The organism is Pseudomonas sp. Pseusp3, from assembly GCF_047304225.1.
Taxonomy (GTDB): Bacteria; Pseudomonadota; Gammaproteobacteria; order Pseudomonadales; family Pseudomonadaceae; genus Aquipseudomonas; species Aquipseudomonas fluorescens_CD.
On record NZ_JBGLYV010000003.1, the window covers coordinates 103,894 to 120,691 of the forward strand.

The window sequence follows — 16,798 nt, forward strand, 5'->3', positions numbered from 1 at the left end:
TCAGCAATTGCACGCTGCGTGTTCCCTTCAGGAAATGGCGCGCTGTAGCGAGTCGACGATACCTGCCTGTTGCTCCTTTGTCAGCCCCACCCACAGTGGCAAGCGAATCAAGCGCTCCGACAGGGTGTCTGTATTTGTCATCGCGCCATGTTTTCGGCCATAGCGCAGTCCTGCCGGTGAGGAATGCAGCGGAACGTAATGGAACACCGGGTGGATATTGTCGTGTTTAAGCTTCTCTAGCGTGCGTTGGCGATCGATGCCGGGAGCAAGCAAGACATAGTACATGTGTGCATTGTGTGTGCAATCTGCCGGAATGATCGGGCGGCGTACTGCACCTGTCAATTCAAGCCCTTCGAGCACTTGGTGATAGTGGTTCCAGCTATCCAGGCGATTTTGTGTAATTGACTGTGCCTCTTCCAGCTGCGCCCAAAGAAAAGCGGCGGTCAATTCACCTGGCAGGTAGGAAGAACCGACTTCCTGCCAGGTGTACTTGTCCACTTCACCTCTGAAGAATCGGCTTCGGTCCGTACCTTTCTCTCGAATAACCTCGGCGCGTAATGACAGTGCCGGGTCGTTAACCAATAGCGCGCCCCCTTCGCCGGATATCACGTTCTTGGTTTCGTGGAAGCTATATGCGCCCAGATCACCAATACTGCCCAAGGCTCTTCCTTTATAGGAGGCCATGACCCCCTGCGCAGCGTCCTCAACCACGTGGAGACCGTGCCGGCGGGCGATCTCCATAATCGTGTCCATTTCGCATGCGACGCCAGCGTAGTGAACCGGAACGATTGCCTTGGTGCGAGGTGTAATCGCAGCCTCGATCAAGCGCTCGTCCAGATTCAGTGTGTCGTTTCTGATATCGACAAACACCGGTATTCCACCGCGCAATACAAAAGCGTTAGCAGTGGAGACGAAGGTGTAGGAGGGCATGATGATCTCATCCCCAGGTTCAATATTCAGCAATAGGGCTGACATCTCCAGAGCAGCAGTGCAAGAGTGCGTCAACAATGCCTTTTCGCTGTTGGTGTGCTGTTCAAGCCACTGATGGCAGCGTCGAGTGAAGGGGCCGTCACCAGCAAGCTTATTAAGGAACTTCGCTTCTGCAATATAGTAAAGTTCCTTTCCCGTCATGTAAGGGCGATTGAAGGGAATTTTAAAGTCGCTCACTGTAGGTCTCCAGATTATCGTTTTTTGGCTAACAGCAAGAGTGAGCCGCCGAGGGGAAAGGTGATACCTGCCTTCAAAAGGCCAAACTCTATCTTCATAACGAACTCAAGGAGTCGATTGGTCCGGTCAGAAATATCGAGCTCGCTGTTTACTTCCGCATTTTTTTGACCGGGGCGCTGTCGTGCCAGCCACAGCCAGCGATGCTGGGGGGCGGTCTGCAATAGCTGGCCATCCTTATGCGGTGCGCGGGAAAGATTCGCCAGCACCTGTTCATCTTCATCGATATGTTCGATGACATCAAAAGCGCCAATTCCATCAAATCGCTCGGCATCGTTCATGGCACGCGCCTCCAGCTTTTCTAAGCTTGCGCTGGGCACGTGTCGACGTACGTGCATCAGGCCTTTATCGAAAGACTCGGTGCCGGAGAGTATCGTTTCGGGATACTCCTGGTGAATCCCTTCCAGCACAAAGCTGCGTGCCTCTGCCAGGGCAAGCGCCTCAAAGGCGGACTTGGGGAACGGGGTGCGATCTGGGGGCATCAATGTGGCTCTCTGTTTTAGTTTTTGTCCTTCTGGCGATTTTCCCGAATAGTATCCCACAAATAAATAAAGCCACCGCAAGTGGCAGGGATCAGCGCCATTAGAATGTAGTTTGCCAGGGAGGCGCCCACGGCTATATTGGCTGGTACGTCCAGTAGGCCATAAAAATAAACAAAAAAACCTTCGCGTACCCCAAGCCCGCCCACTGTTATTGGAACCATGGTCAGGATGGCGATGACTGGATAGAGAGCAAAGTGCTGAATGAAGGGGATGTCATAGCCATAGGCACGAAATACCAGATAAACTACCGATATCAGAGATATTTGATAACAGCAGATAAAAAGCAGGGATGACGTGAGCGCCTGCCGGTAGGGGAAGTTTATCGTGCTGGCATGAAGCTTTTGAATATACACCAGCAATAGAGTAAGTAACGGGTTTTTGACGGTGCGGCGGCTATAAAGTGCATGAATTTTTTTGCTGGTCAATATAATCTGGGTCACTACTGCTATGCTGCTGACGACTCCGACGGTCATGATGAGCAGCGTGTAGTTGTCTGATGCAGGTAAGAAGGGCAGGGCAAAAAGGGTAAAGGTACATAACACCAATAGTCCAATCATGCGCTCAATAATTACCGTACTGCCTGCGGTACCCCGCTTTTTCGGGTGGCGTCGTTCGATGTGAAGCATACGAAAGGCATCCGCTCCCTGTGTTGAGGGTAAAATCAAACCTTGAAATTGAGAGACCAGATTTATTTTCCAGAGGTTTGTTAACGCTTCGTCAATCGAATTGAGCCGCAGGAACACTTGCCAGCGGTTGGCAGAAAAAAAAGAACTCAAAGTGATTGGGATAACAGCAGCCAGCGCAAGGTAGTGCCATGCTGTAATGTCGCTGATTAATGCCGTTAGCTTAAGGTCAAATGTGTGTATGAGAAATGCATAGATAAAAATTACGATCAACAACTTCAAAAGCATTAAAGGCATGCTGGGTGCTCAACGTAGGAGGGTGACGCTAACGTTGTGTCGATAATAGGTTGGCGAGCCCTGTCACGGTCGAGAACAGCATGAGGGAGAGTGAACATACTGTCTGCCTCCCTCCCTTACATGACAAGGGATGTCGGTTATTGCAGTTTTGATTTTATGTAGTCGGCCAGGTCATTGATGGATTTAAGGTCTTCAATATCCTCGTCAGGGATCTCGATGGCGTAGTGATCCTGGATAGACAGAATGATGTTGAACATGCCGAGAGAGTCAATGCCCTGGTCGCTCAGGTTGATGTTGTCGCGCAGCGTTGAGGCATCTGCTACAACATCAGCCTGGGAAATAATGTTGATAAGTTGTTCTTTTGTCTGGGGCATGGTTAGTGTTTCATCGTGTAGGTGTTGAAGTTACCCCGGCCGGTACGTTTGTACTGCGGGAGGAGCTTAGTGGCATTGCTGGCAGTTGACGAGGTTGTCTGCAGGCCACTGAGCTGAACGGTGGTCATGTTGCCACACTCCATGCAACAAAGGGGGCCTGCTCTGTTGCCTGCTTCAAAAAGATGCAGGACATTAGCATCTGTCGAGAGAGGTGTGTAGTGTTGGCCGTCGAGCCATAAGCCTCGCTGAATTGGTACCTCGCCTTACTGCAAGGTTCGTATGCTGGCGGTAGGCTACTCGACTTTGAGGGCACTGAAATAGAGCATGCCGATATGATCTGCATTGAGCTGGATGCGACTACGGGTCAATCGGGTGCCCAGCGTCTGCTCAAGTGTCAGCTCTACCCCGCTCAAGCCAAAGCACGGCGGCCACTTCGGGCTTTCCCAGCGACAGAAAACCCACTGGCTGCCACTGGGTATGCTCAACTCCTTGAGATGCAGTGCCTTGTTCATGGATACCAGTACTTCGATCGGAGAGAAGTCATCTGGCATGGTCGTCAGGCTCACTGACCGATGGGCGGGTGTGAAAACACATTGTTTTTCAACCAGTGACTCGTCGTAAGCACGTCGTGTATCGGCGCAACCTTCGCCTTGAATCAATTTGCCTTCATGATCAATACCATCGAGTTGAAAGGTGAAGGTAGCGACAGCCTCACCCGGCAATGATCGAGGGGTTGATCTCGGCCACCAGTGACAGGTGAGTAGATGTCTGGTCATTGTACTGATTCTGAAGTCCAGCTTTTCGATGCGTGCGTGCGGTGCGTGGCGAGTGATTGCCTGCATCGCGGCATTGAGCATGTCGGCCCCTTGTATGTAGGTTCGTTCGCCTTTGAATCCCAGTGATAGCTCGATGGAGTGCATCACTTTTGTTTCCTGAGGTGGGCTGTCATGTTGGTCCTGTGATTGATTGCGAAGTTTCCGGAGACGACGCTGTTTGGCGCGATGTCGCCGATGACGACCGAGCCCATTTTTATTTGTACCGCGTCGCCAATCACAAGGCCCTGTGCGATGGAGCAAGAGGCACCAACCCATGCACCGGCCCCCAGGCGTGTGCGTCCTGCAATAACAGTATTGCCGGAAATCACCGAGTTCTTGCCAATCACGGCGCCATGACCAACATTGGTCATGATGCCGATCTGGCAATTTTCGCTGATGGTTGTCGGTTGCTGGAACAAGGACCTGGCGATTACTGCGCCAGCAAGTATCTGGCAACCCGATTCAATGCGTACACCGCCCTGATGTTTGACCACCATCAGCGTGCCGTTGTCGTTGCGTAGCGTGATCAAGCCCTCGGCGCCTACCACCGCATTTGAACCGATGTAGACATTGTCCCCGATCTCGACAGGGCCTTCGATCACCACATTTGCTGAAATTTCGACATTGTTACCCAGTGTGGCCAGTGGCGAGATAACGGCGCTGGGGTGCAGCGTGCAATTTTTGCCGATGGTCGGTGCTTGCGCAGTTGCGCACTTTTTTTCTTCACTCAAACGGTTGTAGAGGTGAAAAAAAGAAGCGCGTGGGTCGGCACAGAACACAATTGATTTTTCAGTCGCTAATTCTTCATTTTTCAAACTTTCGGGGCACAGGGCACACGCGACGTTGGGTGTAGCCAAGGCTTTTTGCAAATAGTGCAAGTTCTGACAGTACACCAGTGCGCCAGGTGTTTGCGCATCGATTTCGTCGAGGTGTGCAAAGACCCCATCGTTTAAAATGTGTTCAGCAGGGAAGTAATCCACGACGCGGTAAGCGGATGTCATCATTACTCCACATGCTCTTCAATAATGGGGAACTGACTAAGGTGGGTTGCATTTTCGACCAGTCTTCCGAGGTACTCGCCTTGCACACCCAGTGCCAGAAGGATGTTACCGGCGAGGAATGACAGCAAGATCGCCAGCGATGCCCAGCCTGGTACTACATGATCGGTCAGGAGGGTGCGCAGCAGAACATACATGGCGAAAAAAATGCTCGACGCGCTGACCAAAAAGCCCCAGATCGACACATAGCGAAGTGGCAACAGGGAATAATTGACGATAAGGAACGAAAGCGTTTTGAACATCTTGCCAAGGGTGTAAGTGCTCGGGCCGCCATCGGCGCGCGGCGCGTGGCGAATGCTCACGTTCGCCATCATGCTGACGGGCACCGAATTAAAAAGCATCGCGGCGATATGTGGGTGGGAACCCTGATACCTGACGAGCTGTTTTGCCACCTGTTGACTCATGGCCCTGTAGCTCGAGAGGCTGAAACCGGTCGGTTTGCCCATGACCTTGCTAACCAGTTTCTGGTTGATGCGCGAAGCAATGTTGCGCCAGGCGCTGTGCTGTTTTTCAGCCATCGGGATCTTTCCGATGACGACATGCTTGCCGGCTTGAAGTTGATCAATAAACAGTGGGAGGTCTTCGGGGAAACACTGAAGGTCATCGTCGATTGTCACGACAAAGCGTTTGCAGGCATAGCCGATGCCGCACAGCGTGGCATGTTGTTGCCCCTTGTTCTTCGCGAAGCGAACGACTTTGACTCTGCGGTCTTGTTCGTGAAGTGCCAGAGCTGCAAGCCACGTCTGGTCCGGGCTCGCGTCATCGACAAGAATAATCTCCCAGTCGTCGCAAATCTGATCAAGAGTCGCGCGCGCGCGTTCGTAAAATTGCGGGAGCGTACTAGCGCTTTTATAAACGGGTACCACCAAGCTTACTGAGACGGTTTTATTATTCACCTTGAGCCTCATCCTGATCATTCGATTGTGCGATGACGCATGCTGCTAACGCGTCCTGCCTGGACTTACAGGCTTGTAGAGTTGTTGTTTGCTACTTGGCATCACGTGCAGAGGGGGGGATGCCATATGCCAACCGATTGGTAATCCTCAGGGAACCGGCCACCGAACACATGAACTGCATTACCGCTCATGTAAAGTGGGCCATCAGGCTCTACCAGCAACCAGGTGTCGGACAACTGTGTACAGGGCACCGAACGAGGCATGTTGATAGGTCGCTTAAAGGCGCGGATTTTAAGCTATGGGGGGAAGGGTGTCACGGTGCTGGAACCTTTACCTCTCGTTTTCAATCTGTTCGGGGGTGTAGTGGTCTTCAGTCTGGCGTTGTCGATTCAGCAACTGGCTGTGGTGGGGGAGTTGTTAGTGAATCGAACATTGGACAATGTCGATCCGCAAGGCAGTGGGGGTGAAATATCGCCAGGTGCACACGTTTCCTGAACCAACGCTGTCGCCCCACAAAATTTCATGATCCCCGGCACAGACGAGGCATAGGATGACCGCCAAATGTCATGTCCCCGCGCCTCAATCCACAGGAGTAGAAAAATGATCGCAAACCTCGTCAAAGTTTCGCTGATCGCCGGTGCTTTGTTGTTGAGCGCCTGTTCGGGCGTGAGCTCCCGTAGCGATTATTCGGTCGACTCCGTGCAGCCAGCCGGCTTTGGTCCGGGGCCGACCAGCAGCAACCCCGGCAAGATGAATTTCCATGGCAGTGCGCTCGGCAATAGCTTCGGCGAATACGGCTCGGGTTTGCTGCACGACGACTGATACGGGAACCGCAATGAAGAAGGGCGCTCCTCTGGGAGCGCCCTTTTTTGTGCGGGAAACAACGATCGGTTATTTCGCGCCGGGCACGGCCAGCCACTGCCGCAGAATCTTCTGGTAGTTGCCCGTAGCCTTGGCCAGGTGCAGCCACTGGTCGACGTACTGTTTCCAGGTGATGTCGTCCCGGGGCAGCAGGTAGGCTTTTTCGCCGTATTGCATGTAGTGCGTCGGGTTGACTGCGCACAGACCCGGTTTGAGCTTCTGCTGATACAGCGCCTCCGATGCATCGGTGATCATCACGTCGGCCTTTTTATCCAGCAGTTCCTGAAAAATGCTGATGTTGTCGCGCAACTGCAGTTGCGCCTGGGGCAGGAAGGCGTGGACAAACGCCTCGTTGGTGCCGCCGGCAGGTTCGACCAGGCGAACCGAGGGCTGGTTGATCTGGTCGACGGTCTGGTACAGCGCCTGGTCTTCGCAGCGCACCAGCGGGATTTTGCCGTCGACGTCCAGGGCGGTGCTGAAGAAGGCTTTTTTCTGCCGTTCCAGGGTGACCGAGATGCCGCCCATGGCGATGTCGCACTTGCCGGCGAGCATGTCGGGCATCAGGGTTTTCCAGGTGGTGGGCACCCACTCGACCTTGACGCCCAGGCTTTCGGCCAGGGTGCGGGCCATGGCGATGTCGATGCCGGAATACTCGCCGTTCTCGGCTTTGAAGGTGTAGGGCTTGTAGTCGCCGGTGGTGCAAACGCGCAGTTGTCCCTGTTGCATGACGCTGTCCAGATGCGAAGGTTCTGCCTGGGCGCCAAGGGAAAGTTCGAGCAGGCCGCCGAGCATCATTGCTCTTGTGCTGTTTTTCATTGTTATCGGGCTTTTGTGCTGGTGTGGGGTTGAAGCGGGGGAGTGTAGTGAATCTTTCACCGGTGTGAAAAATCAACGTCCCCCTGAAGATTGCTCATTCCCCTTCCGGGCTCAATGTCCCCAACCATGCCACCAACCCCACAATCAATACCGCAGCAGCCATCTCGACTACCACGCTGCGCCGAAGGGCAAGGGCCGCCACGCGATATTGGCCCTCTCGCAACGACCGCTCCAGCAGGGGCCCAAGATGAAAGCGGTTCAATGCCGCCAGCACCAGCATCCCGGCAAACAGCAGCACTTTGATCGCCAGCAAAATTCCGTAGTGGCCGAATAAAACCTCATCGAGTTTCGGTCCTACGATGAACAGGTAGTTCACCACGCCCGTCACGGTGATGATCACAACGATCAAGGCACCAACAAGTTCAAATCGCCTGACTGCGCGAGCCAGCAAGCGAATGTTTGCTGGCGATTGCAGGGCGCGAGTTTTAGCCATCAGGGCAAACGCCAGCAACGCGCCGAGCCAGGCGCCCGCCGCCAACAGGTGCAGGATGTCCGCTGCAAAGTGCCAGAAACGGCGACCGCCTTCGTCCATGGCGCCATGCCCGCTCCAGGCCAGGCTCGCGAGGGCGATGCCGCCGGCAGTGGCGGCGATCACCAGGCTGATGCCGGGGGCGCGCGGGTTGAGCATCAAGGCCAATCCCGCGACCGCTAATGCAATCATCCGCACGGCCCAGGCCAAACCGACTTCTGTCTCCAGCAGCATCATCTCGATGTGAGGGCGCAACTCGGCAATGTCTGATTCGCCGCTCATGGCGCGGACCATCAGTACCATGCCAGCGAAGGACAGCAGCGCGCCGAGCCCGGCTGTTCCCGTCAACAATCGGCGAAACGGCAGCACCGTCCCGGATAGCCGTTCCTGTCCTTTAAAGCTGAAAAGCCCGAACAACGCCACGCCAAACAACAGCATCAAATCCACATACAACACAAACCGCAGCACGACGTTGGCCGATTCGCTCATCGATCATTTCACTTTGAACGTGACGTTGCCGGTGATCGGGTGGGTGTCCGACGACACCGCGCGCCATTCGACCTTGTAAGTGCCGGCAGTCAAGGGTGCTGTCGGCATGATGAACATGGTCTTCGGATCACTGCCGCCGCTGACTTTGGCCTTGACCGGCATCGGGGCGTGGGCCATGCCGGACATTTCGGTCATCAGCAGTTTTGCGCCGGAAAACTGAGTGACGAGGTTTTCGGAAAAGTGCAGTTCGATCTTGTCGGGTGACGCACCTTCGACGCCTTCCGCCGGAGTGGAGGAGAGCAGTTTGGGATGCGCTTGAGCGAGGCTGCTCATGAGCAGGCCAGTGATCAGCGCGATGGCGACGGTGGTGGGTTTGATGAGGCGCATGCAAGGTCCTTTACCGCTTGAAGCGGTTGTTGTTGGTTTGAGGTGAATCTGTTCAGAACCACAGCCGAATGCCGAGCACCAGGCGTGCTTCGCTGCGGTCCTCGCCTTCGTCGTTGGCAAAGTCGGCGGTGTTGCCGTAGGTGCGGTTCCAGGTGACGCCGAGGTAGGGTGCGATTTCCCGGCGGATTTCGTAGCGCAGGCGCAGGCCGGCTTCTGTGTTGGACAGCCCCGCGCCGATGCCTCGTTGCGGATCGTTTTTACCGTAGGCGTTGAGTTCGACGGTCGGCTGCAGGATCAGCCGATTGGTCAGCAGGATGTCGTAGTCGCCTTCCAGCCGCACGGCGCTCTGGCCGCCTTCGCCAATGAAGGCTGTGGCTTCGGCTTCGAAGTTGTACAGCGCCATGCCTTGCACGCCGAGCGCGGCCCAGGTTTGCGGGGCGCCGGGCTTGAAGTCCTGGCGCACGCCGCTGACGACGTCCCACCAGGGGGAAATGGCGTGGCCCCACAGGGCCTGGATTTCCGCGTCTTCGGTCACGCCGTTGCTGCGTTCGCCTTCGGAGCGCAGCCACAGGCGATCAATGTCACCGCCGACCCAACCGGACAAATCCCAGGCCAGGGTGCTGCCATCGTCGGCGTCCTGCCATTCCAGTTTGTCGGCGAGGAAAAACGAATTGAGCGTGTTGTCATGTACGTGGTGACCGGCGGGATCGGCATACACCGCAGCGCGATCGGCATCGGTCAGCCGCGGAATCGGCGTGCGACTTTCACTGGGCGCGGCGGGCTGCATCTGGCCTTCGTCCATGCTTTGCATCTGGCTGTGATCCATGCCTTGCATCTGGCCGTGGTCCATCTGGCTGTGATCCATGCCTTGCATCTGGCCGTGGTCCATCTGGCTGTGATCCATGCCTGGCATGTCATCGCTGGCGGCCATCGCCGTCGAGGTCGCGAGGGCGAAAAAAAACGGGGTGAATCGAATCATGGGGTGCGCCTCATTCTTCCACGCGAACTTCACGGAACATGCCCATTTCCATGTGGTACAGGAGATGGCAGTGATAGGCCCAGCGGCCGAGCGCATCGGCAGTGACCCGATAGCTGCGCCGGGAACCCGGTGGCATGTCGATGGTGTGTTTGCGCACCATGAACTGGCCGTTCTCGTCCTCGAGGTCGCTCCACATTCCATGCAGGTGGATGGGGTGCATCATCATCGTGTCGTTGACCAGCACGATCCGCAGTCGCTCGCCGTACTTGAGGCGCAGCGGCTGTGCATCGGAGAACTTCACGCCGTTGAACGACCAGGCGAATTTTTCCATGTGCCCGGTCAGGTGCAGTTCCAGGGTGCGGCCGGGCTCGCGGCCGTCGGGGTCGTCGAAGGTGCTGCGCAGGTCGGAATAGGTGAGGACGCGACGACCGTTGTTGTGCAGGCCCATGCCGGGGTCGTCGAGTTTCGGCGAGGTGGACATGGCTTGCATGTCCACCAGCGGGTTGTCGCTTTCCGAGGCAGGGTGGGCCTGCATGCCGGGCATGTCGCCCATGGCCATGGTGCTGTGATCCATGCCCGCCATGCTGCCGTGGTCCATGCCGCCCATGCCCATGTCATCCATGGTCACCAGGGGGCGCGGGTCCAGTGGTGGCAGCGGCGCAACCTGTCCGGTCTTCACCGCCAGGGTGCCCCGTGCGTAGCCGGTGCGATCCATCGCCTGGGCGAACAGGGTGTAGGCCGCTTCGGTCGGTTCGACGATGACGTCGAAGGTTTCCGCCACGGCAATGCGAAACTCGTCGACGCTCACCGGTTTGACGTGCAGGCCATCGGCGGCGACCACGGTCATTTTCAGGCCGGGGATGCGCACGTCGAAGTAGGTCATGGCCGAGCCGTTGATGAAGCGCAGCCGCAGCTTTTCCCCCGGGCGGAACACTCCGGTCCAGTTCGTGTCCGGTGCCTGGCCGTTCAACAGGTAGGTGTAAGTGGCGCCGCCGACGTCCGCCAGGTCAGTGGGGTTCATCTTCATCCCGGCCCACATTTTGCGATCGGCGACGGTCGGCCCCCAGCCTTTTTCGCTGACGTCGTGGATGAAGTCGCCCACGGTGCGTTTGTTGAAGTTGTAGTAATCGGACTGTTTTTTCAGGGTCTTCATCAGGCCGACCGGGTCTTCGTCGGTCCAGTCGCTGAGCATCACCACGTAGTCGCGGTCGTACTGGAATGGCTCCGGGTCCTTGGCGTCGATCACCAGCGGACCGTAGACGCCGGATTGCTCCTGAAGCCCCGAATGGCTGTGATACCAGTAGGTGCCGTTCTGCCGCACGATGAACTGGTAGACGTACAGGCCGCCCGGCTCGATGCCCTTGAAGCTCAGCCCCGGCACGCCGTCCATGTTGGCTGGCAGCAGGATGCCGTGCCAGTGAATCGACGTGCTGTCCTTGAGCTTGTTGCGCACCCGCAGCGTCACCGTATCGCCTTCGCGCCAGCGCAACAGCGGGCCGGGAATGCCGCCGTTGATGGTCATCGCGGTGCGTGGCTGCCCGGTGAAGTTGACCGGGGATTCGCCGATGAACAGGTCGAAATCGTTACCGGCCAACACCTGCGGTTCGCCGGGACTGTTGAGCGCCCAGACCGGCGTGCGCCATAACCCGAGGCCGCCGAAGAGCCCGCCGATGGCCAGCCCTTTGACGAAGGTGCGTCTTGAAGTGTGGGAGTGCATGCCGTGTGTTCCGCCCGTCAGCCTGTTGAACTTGTCGACGAGGCTAGCGGGCGGTGCCTTTCAGCAGGCTGAGGCGGGGATTACAGTTTTGACAGGTGGGGGCGTTGCTTACTGGCGTGAAGTGGACTTTTCCCTTGAGGCCACAGTGTCGCTGCCGCAGTTGATGTAGGAAGACGATTTCAACCAGCGCTGGTCCGGGTAGTAGGAAAACAACAACTGCCCGTCCTTCATCGAATCGATCAGCCGATGGGCAATCGCCGGTCTCACGGCCGGGCAACCCAGGCTGCGGCCAATCCGGCCGTTGGCGCGGGCCAGCACCGGGCTGACATAGGGCGCGCCGTGAATGACGATGGCCCGGTCATAGGCGTTATCGTTGAAGCCGGGCTCCAGGCCTTCCATGCGCAGCGAGTAACCGTTCTGGCCGAGGTAGCTCTCTTGTGTGCGGAACAGGCCGAGGCTGGTGGCGTGGCTTTCGTTGCGGTTGGAGAACAGCGTGGCCATGTTTTCGCCGCTGTTGCGGCCATGGGCGACCAGTTCGTGAAACAGCAACTTGCGTCGTTTAAGGTCGAATACCCACAGGCGTTGTTCGGTCGAGGGCAGGGAATAATCGATCACTGCCAGCCTTTGGGCTGGGGCGATACCCTGGGCGCGGCTGCATTGAGTGGCGCGAACGGCCAGGGCAATCACTTTGGCGTCGGCGCCTGGCGCTGCTTTGACCAGCGCGTTTTCAAGCGAATCGGCGTAGGCTGACGTTACTGAAAGGCACGTCAGTAAAATGGCAAATAAAAGGCCAAAGCGGTTTAGCGCCATAGTCGGGTCTCATCATGATAATTTCGAGTCTAGCAGCGAGCGGAAAGTTGGCCGCTTGAAACGGGGGATTAAGGATTATCCATGGTGCAGTTAACAAGGTCATTCGTCATAAGCCGCATATTTTTTATGGGCTTTCTGATCAGCGGTGCGGCGATTGGGCAAACTTCGCCGATTGAGCCGGTATCTGCGGCGAGCAGCACAATCGATGCCGCGGCCCCCGACGACGTGGTCGGCCAGGCGATTCAGGCGACGCTGGAACCGCTGCGTTCGGCCTTTCCGCCGTTGCTCACGTCCAGGCGCCATCAGCGTGTGGATGTCAGCCGGGTGGTGCTGGATTTCTATATGCATCGCAACTATCGCGCGGCGTGGACGGACGACCGTGATGTGGCCCAGTTACTCAAGAGCCTCGAAGACACCCGGATCGACGGCCTGAATCCGGCGGATTTCCGCATCTCCGAACTCGCCCAGGCCCATCAATCGCTGATGGCCGCCGCGCCTTCCACGGCGCAACGGGCGATGTTCGACATGGCGGCCACCCGCACGTTCATCACCGCACTGCTGCAACTGCGACGGGGCAAGGTCGATCCGTCGCGGCTGGACATTCACTGGAACTTCGACCCAGCCGGCGGCGCCCGCGAGGACATGAACAACCTGTTCGCCGCCCTCGATACCCATGACGTGGCACGCGCATTCGCCGAGGCGCCTCCTCAGGAAGAGATTTACCGCAACTTGCGTGAAGGCCTGGCCCGGTTGCGCCAGGTCCGTGACGCGGGCGGCTGGCCGAAAGTCACCGAAGGGCAATCGCTCAAGCCCGGCATGGACGGGGTGGCTGTCGCCCAATTGCGTGCGCGCCTGGTGGCGGGCGGTTACCTGAACCCGCACCTGTCGAAAAAAACCGGTTACGACGACAAGGTCGTTGCCGCGGTGAAGAAATACCAGGCCGAGCAATACCTGGGAGCCGATGGCGTGGCGGGGGCGGCGACGCTGGCGGCGCTGAACGTGCCGGTCGAGGCGCGGATCGATCAGGTGCGGGTCAACATGGAGCGTGCCCGCTGGCTGTTGTACAAGCTTCAGGGCACGTTCGTGATCGTCGATATCGCCGGATACAAGGTGGCGATGTACCGCGACGGCCTGCCGATCTGGCGTTCGCGGGTGCAGGTCGGTAAACCGGTGCGCAGTACGCCGGTGTTCCAGGCCGAAATCACCTACGTCACGTTCAACCCGACCTGGACCGTGCCGCCGACCATCCTCAAGCAGGACGTGATTCCGAAAGTCCAGAACGATCCGGGTTATCTGGCGGCCAACCGGATTCGCGTGTTCGATCGCGAAGGCAATGAGCTCGATCCGTCGAGCGTTGACTGGAGTAACCCGCGAGGCATCCACCTGCGTCAGGATGCCGGGCCTGACAGCTCGCTGGGGCAGGTGGTGATCCGCTTCCCCAACGACTATGCGATTTACCTGCATGACACGCCGCACCGCGAACTGTTTGCGAAAACGGTTCGGGCCACCAGTTCAGGCTGCATCCGCGTGGAAAACCCGTTGCAACTGGTCGAGTTGTTGTTCAACGACCCGGTGCGCTGGAACAGCGCCGGCATTCAGAAGCAGTTGGCCAATGGCAGGACCGAGAACATCGTGCTACCGGTGAAAGTGCCGGTGCTGTTGGCCTATTGGACCGTGGACCTGAGCGTTGACGGGCGGGTGACATTCAAGCCCGACATTTATGATTACGATGCCAGGGTGTTGCAGGGCTTGAGTCAGCCTGTGAAGTTGCCGGCCCTGGACTTGCGTCGTGCAGAGATACCGCTGATGGTGACAGGGCAGAACAAGCTATAACGGAAGACTGGAAACGGGCGCCTATGGAGCGTAATGCTGAAAACGGGCGGCTATGGGCTAATGCTGAAAACGGACGCCCATGGGCTAATACTGTAGGAGCGAGCTTGCTCGCGATGGACTCGAGAGCGCTGCGTTTAGTCAGTAAGCACGCGTCATCGTTAACGACCATCGCGAGCAAGCTCGCTCCTACAGGTATTACCAGGCCGTTCGGCAAACTCCCTAAAGCGCCAATCCTTGCTGCACCACTGCCAGCAGATCGGTTTCCGTCAGCGCCACCGCGTCCAGCTGCGCTGTGGCCTGTTCGATCGTTTGTAGCCACCAGTGTGTTTCACCGCGTTCGTCCACGGTGCGCAACAGGGCGAACTCGTTGGTTTGTGAGTGAATTTCGATCCGTCCCTCGCCATCGGCTGTGAAGCGCGCAACCGGGTCAAAGGTAAGGCTGTGGGCGTTTCCGGAGATTACCAGCTGGTCGATGGCATAGCGGTAAGTGCCCCGGGTCGGGCAAATCTCGATCACATGGGTGGGGTTGCGCCGCAGGACCAGGCCAACTTCGGTCAAGGGCTGCAGCCAGCCCTCTATCCGGTGATACAGTTCGTAGACCTGGCCCGGCCAGGTATCGATCGCCTGATCCGCGCCGGCAAGCCGTGTTTGTTTCAATTTTGCCGCGAGCTCGTCTGCCTTGCTCATGTCGATTCCCTGTATTGATGTCATTCTAATCGTAGCTCGTTGGCGCGCAGGCAGTGCTGCCCTGGGTCATGTTTGCAGCACCACCGGGCAAGTGTAACCACCGGGCAAGTGATCGCCCATTTGTCATGGATAACCCCGTAAACTAGGCCCCAAGAAGACTGAGGGCTTTGGGTCGTTGCCCATGCCTTGCCCCGACAGGATGAACTTTTGCCCACACGCTTTAACGACCCGGACCACGCCCCAGGCGTCGCATTGAAACGTCTGCCGCTGCGCAAGGCCGCGGTACTGTTCATTGCCACGGTGTGCCTGTGCCTGTGCGGTTTGCTCTACCTGCAACTGGAACAGTCCCGTCGCCATGACCTGAGCCTGGCGCAAGTGGCGTCTTCGAACCTGACGCGGGCCATGGCGCAGCAAGCCGAAGACACCTTCATGAAGGCCGACCTGGTGCTGACCAGCCTGGTGGACTGGATTCAAGTCGACGGTTTCGGCCCGGATCAACTGCCGCGCTTGCAGCAGACCTTCGCCCGGCGAGTGCTGGCCCTGGATCAACTGCACGGCATCCTGCTGTTCGACCAGAAGGGCCAGTGGGTGGTGACCTCGTTTGAAAACCTGCCCCGGGGGCCCGGCGTCGCGGATCGCGAGTACTTCAAGTATCACCAGCAGAACGTATCGTCGGTGGCGCATATCGGCCCGGCTATCCGCAGTCGGGAAAACGGTGAGTGGATCATTCCGATTTCCAAACGGGTCAACGACAGGAACGGCCATTTCCAGGGCGTATTGCTGGCCGGCATCAAGATGTCGTACTTCGACCAGTTCTTCAAAAGCTTCAGCCTCGACGACAACGGCTCGATGTTTCTCGGCTTGACCGATGGCACGCTATTGGCGCGTCGACCTTTTGTAGAGGCGCAGATCGGCACGTCGCTGGCCCAGAGCGAGATTTTCCAGAAGTCGCTGCCACTGGCCACCTCCGGCAATGCGACGTTCACGTCCATCATCGATGGTGTGACACGCATGTACGGTTACCGACAGCTGGAGGCGTATCCGCTGGTGGTCACCGCCGCGTCGTCCACCGATTCCATTCTCGCGGGCTGGTATGACACGGCGTTTCGCTCCAGTCTCATCGTTGCCCTGGTGTTAGTGGGCGTGGGGTTGTTCGGTTGGGTGTTCATTCATCAGGTGCGTGTGGGCGAGCGGGTCGAGTCGGATTTGCGCAGGGCCCAGGAAGCGCTGGAACTGATCGCCACCCACGACAGCCTGACCGGGCTGGCCAACCGCCGCTTGTTCGAGCGGGCGCTGGACGTCGAGTTCGGGCGCGGCGCCCGGCAGGCGAGCCCCTTGAGCCTGATCATGCTCGATATCGATTACTTCAAGCGCTACAACGACACCTACGGCCACGTGGTGGGGGATCACTGCCTGGCCGAAGTGGCACGCGCGCTGAAGAGTTGCTGCCACCGCAAGGCCGATCTGGCGGTGCGTTACGGCGGTGAAGAGTTTGCGGTGCTGCTGCCCGACACCGACATCCACGGCGCCATGACGATTGCCGAGCAGATCCGCCGCAGCGTCATCGACAAGAGCATCAGTCACACCGGCTCGCCCAACGGTTACGTGACGGTCAGCCTGGGTTGCTATTCGTTCGTGCCGTCGGGGCGTGACAGCATGAACGTGTTTGTCGAGCGGGCGGATGCGGCGTTGTATCAAGCCAAGCATTCGGGGCGAAACCGTGTGGCAACGTTGTCGATGGCCGGCGGTGTCGAGGCGTTGATGCGTTCCGATCGCTGAAGTGTTCCTCCTGCCGGTTGTCCGTCTCTCGGGCCTGGCGGAATTGATCGTCTAGAGTTTCGTAAGTTCTGTCGAATCCGGC

Annotated in this window: 17 protein-coding genes; 3 read left to right on the forward strand and 14 right to left on the reverse strand. The window is 57.8% G+C overall.

Annotated elements, in window-relative coordinates; all coding sequences use genetic code 11:
- Positions 1-27: 27 nt before the first annotated feature.
- From rffA to ACCD00_RS02130, 7 genes are all read right to left on the reverse strand, one after another.
- Positions 28-1,167: a dTDP-4-amino-4,6-dideoxygalactose transaminase gene (rffA, locus tag ACCD00_RS02100; protein WP_413421506.1), complete on the reverse strand. Its 1,140-nt coding sequence runs from the start codon at positions 1,165-1,167 to the stop codon at positions 28-30.
- A 14-nt stretch (positions 1,168-1,181) separates the two neighbouring features.
- Complete coding sequence (locus ACCD00_RS02105) at positions 1,182-1,706, reverse strand: hypothetical protein (protein WP_413421508.1); 525 nt, start codon at positions 1,704-1,706, stop codon at positions 1,182-1,184.
- A gap of 17 nt (positions 1,707-1,723) precedes the next feature.
- On the reverse strand, positions 1,724-2,686 hold the full coding sequence (locus tag ACCD00_RS02110; protein ID WP_413421509.1) for a lysylphosphatidylglycerol synthase transmembrane domain-containing protein: 963 nt from the start codon (positions 2,684-2,686) through the stop codon (positions 1,724-1,726).
- Positions 2,687-2,823: 137 nt separating this feature from the next.
- Positions 2,824-3,060, reverse strand: coding sequence for an acyl carrier protein (locus tag ACCD00_RS02115; RefSeq protein ID WP_057715611.1), 237 nt, complete (start codon positions 3,058-3,060; stop codon positions 2,824-2,826).
- Between the two features lie 293 nt (positions 3,061-3,353).
- Entirely contained in the window at positions 3,354-3,980 is a 627-nt protein-coding gene (locus ACCD00_RS02120; RefSeq protein WP_413421510.1) for a hypothetical protein, read from the reverse strand.
- Entirely contained in the window at positions 3,980-4,876 is an 897-nt protein-coding gene (locus tag ACCD00_RS02125) for a DapH/DapD/GlmU-related protein (RefSeq protein WP_413421512.1), read from the reverse strand. Before ACCD00_RS02125 ends, ACCD00_RS02120 begins: the two co-directional genes overlap by 1 nt.
- A 2-nt stretch (positions 4,877-4,878) precedes the next feature.
- Positions 4,879-5,829, reverse strand: coding sequence for a glycosyltransferase family 2 protein (locus ACCD00_RS02130; RefSeq protein ID WP_413421514.1), 951 nt, complete (start codon positions 5,827-5,829; stop codon positions 4,879-4,881).
- Positions 5,830-6,429: 600 nt separating this feature from the next.
- Here ACCD00_RS02130 and ACCD00_RS02135 point away from each other — a divergent pair.
- A complete protein-coding gene (locus tag ACCD00_RS02135; protein WP_413421516.1) occupies positions 6,430-6,651 on the forward strand; it encodes a hypothetical protein in 222 nt (73 codons plus the stop codon).
- Between the two features lie 69 nt (positions 6,652-6,720).
- Here ACCD00_RS02135 and ACCD00_RS02140 read toward each other — a convergent pair whose 3' ends face one another.
- The 6 genes from ACCD00_RS02140 to ACCD00_RS02165 form a co-directional block, all read right to left on the reverse strand.
- Positions 6,721-7,482: a transporter substrate-binding domain-containing protein gene (locus tag ACCD00_RS02140; protein ID WP_413421560.1), complete on the reverse strand. Its 762-nt coding sequence runs from the start codon at positions 7,480-7,482 to the stop codon at positions 6,721-6,723.
- A gap of 118 nt (positions 7,483-7,600) precedes the next feature.
- Entirely contained in the window at positions 7,601-8,524 is a 924-nt protein-coding gene (gene copD, locus ACCD00_RS02145; RefSeq protein WP_413421517.1) for a copper homeostasis membrane protein CopD, read from the reverse strand.
- Positions 8,525-8,527: 3 nt separating this feature from the next.
- On the reverse strand, positions 8,528-8,911 hold the full coding sequence (copC, locus tag ACCD00_RS02150) for a copper homeostasis periplasmic binding protein CopC (RefSeq protein WP_413421519.1): 384 nt from the start codon (positions 8,909-8,911) through the stop codon (positions 8,528-8,530).
- Between the two features lie 52 nt (positions 8,912-8,963).
- Positions 8,964-9,890 (reverse strand): copper resistance protein B, encoded by a 927-nt coding sequence (locus ACCD00_RS02155; protein ID WP_413421520.1) that lies wholly within the window; start codon positions 9,888-9,890, stop codon positions 8,964-8,966.
- Positions 9,891-9,900: 10 nt separating this feature from the next.
- Positions 9,901-11,607, reverse strand: coding sequence for a copper resistance system multicopper oxidase (locus ACCD00_RS02160; protein WP_413421521.1), 1,707 nt, complete (start codon positions 11,605-11,607; stop codon positions 9,901-9,903).
- A gap of 108 nt (positions 11,608-11,715) precedes the next feature.
- A complete protein-coding gene (locus ACCD00_RS02165) occupies positions 11,716-12,417 on the reverse strand; it encodes a murein L,D-transpeptidase catalytic domain family protein (RefSeq protein WP_413421523.1) in 702 nt (233 codons plus the stop codon).
- Between the two features lie 81 nt (positions 12,418-12,498).
- Here ACCD00_RS02165 and ACCD00_RS02170 point away from each other — a divergent pair, with 81 nt between their 5' ends.
- Positions 12,499-14,250, forward strand: a complete 1,752-nt coding sequence (locus ACCD00_RS02170; RefSeq protein WP_413421524.1) for a L,D-transpeptidase family protein — start codon at positions 12,499-12,501, stop codon at positions 14,248-14,250.
- Between the two features lie 219 nt (positions 14,251-14,469).
- Here the strand turns inward: ACCD00_RS02170 and ACCD00_RS02175 are convergent, their stop codons facing one another.
- The gene (locus tag ACCD00_RS02175; RefSeq protein WP_413421526.1) at positions 14,470-14,937 is read right to left on the reverse strand and encodes a hypothetical protein; all 468 of its coding nucleotides are present in this window, start codon (positions 14,935-14,937) and stop codon (positions 14,470-14,472) included.
- 207 nt (positions 14,938-15,144) lie between these two features.
- Here ACCD00_RS02175 and ACCD00_RS02180 point away from each other — a divergent pair, with 207 nt between their 5' ends.
- The gene (locus tag ACCD00_RS02180) at positions 15,145-16,716 is read left to right on the forward strand and encodes a diguanylate cyclase (RefSeq protein ID WP_413421528.1); all 1,572 of its coding nucleotides are present in this window, start codon (positions 15,145-15,147) and stop codon (positions 16,714-16,716) included.
- Positions 16,717-16,798: the final 82 nt, after the last annotated feature.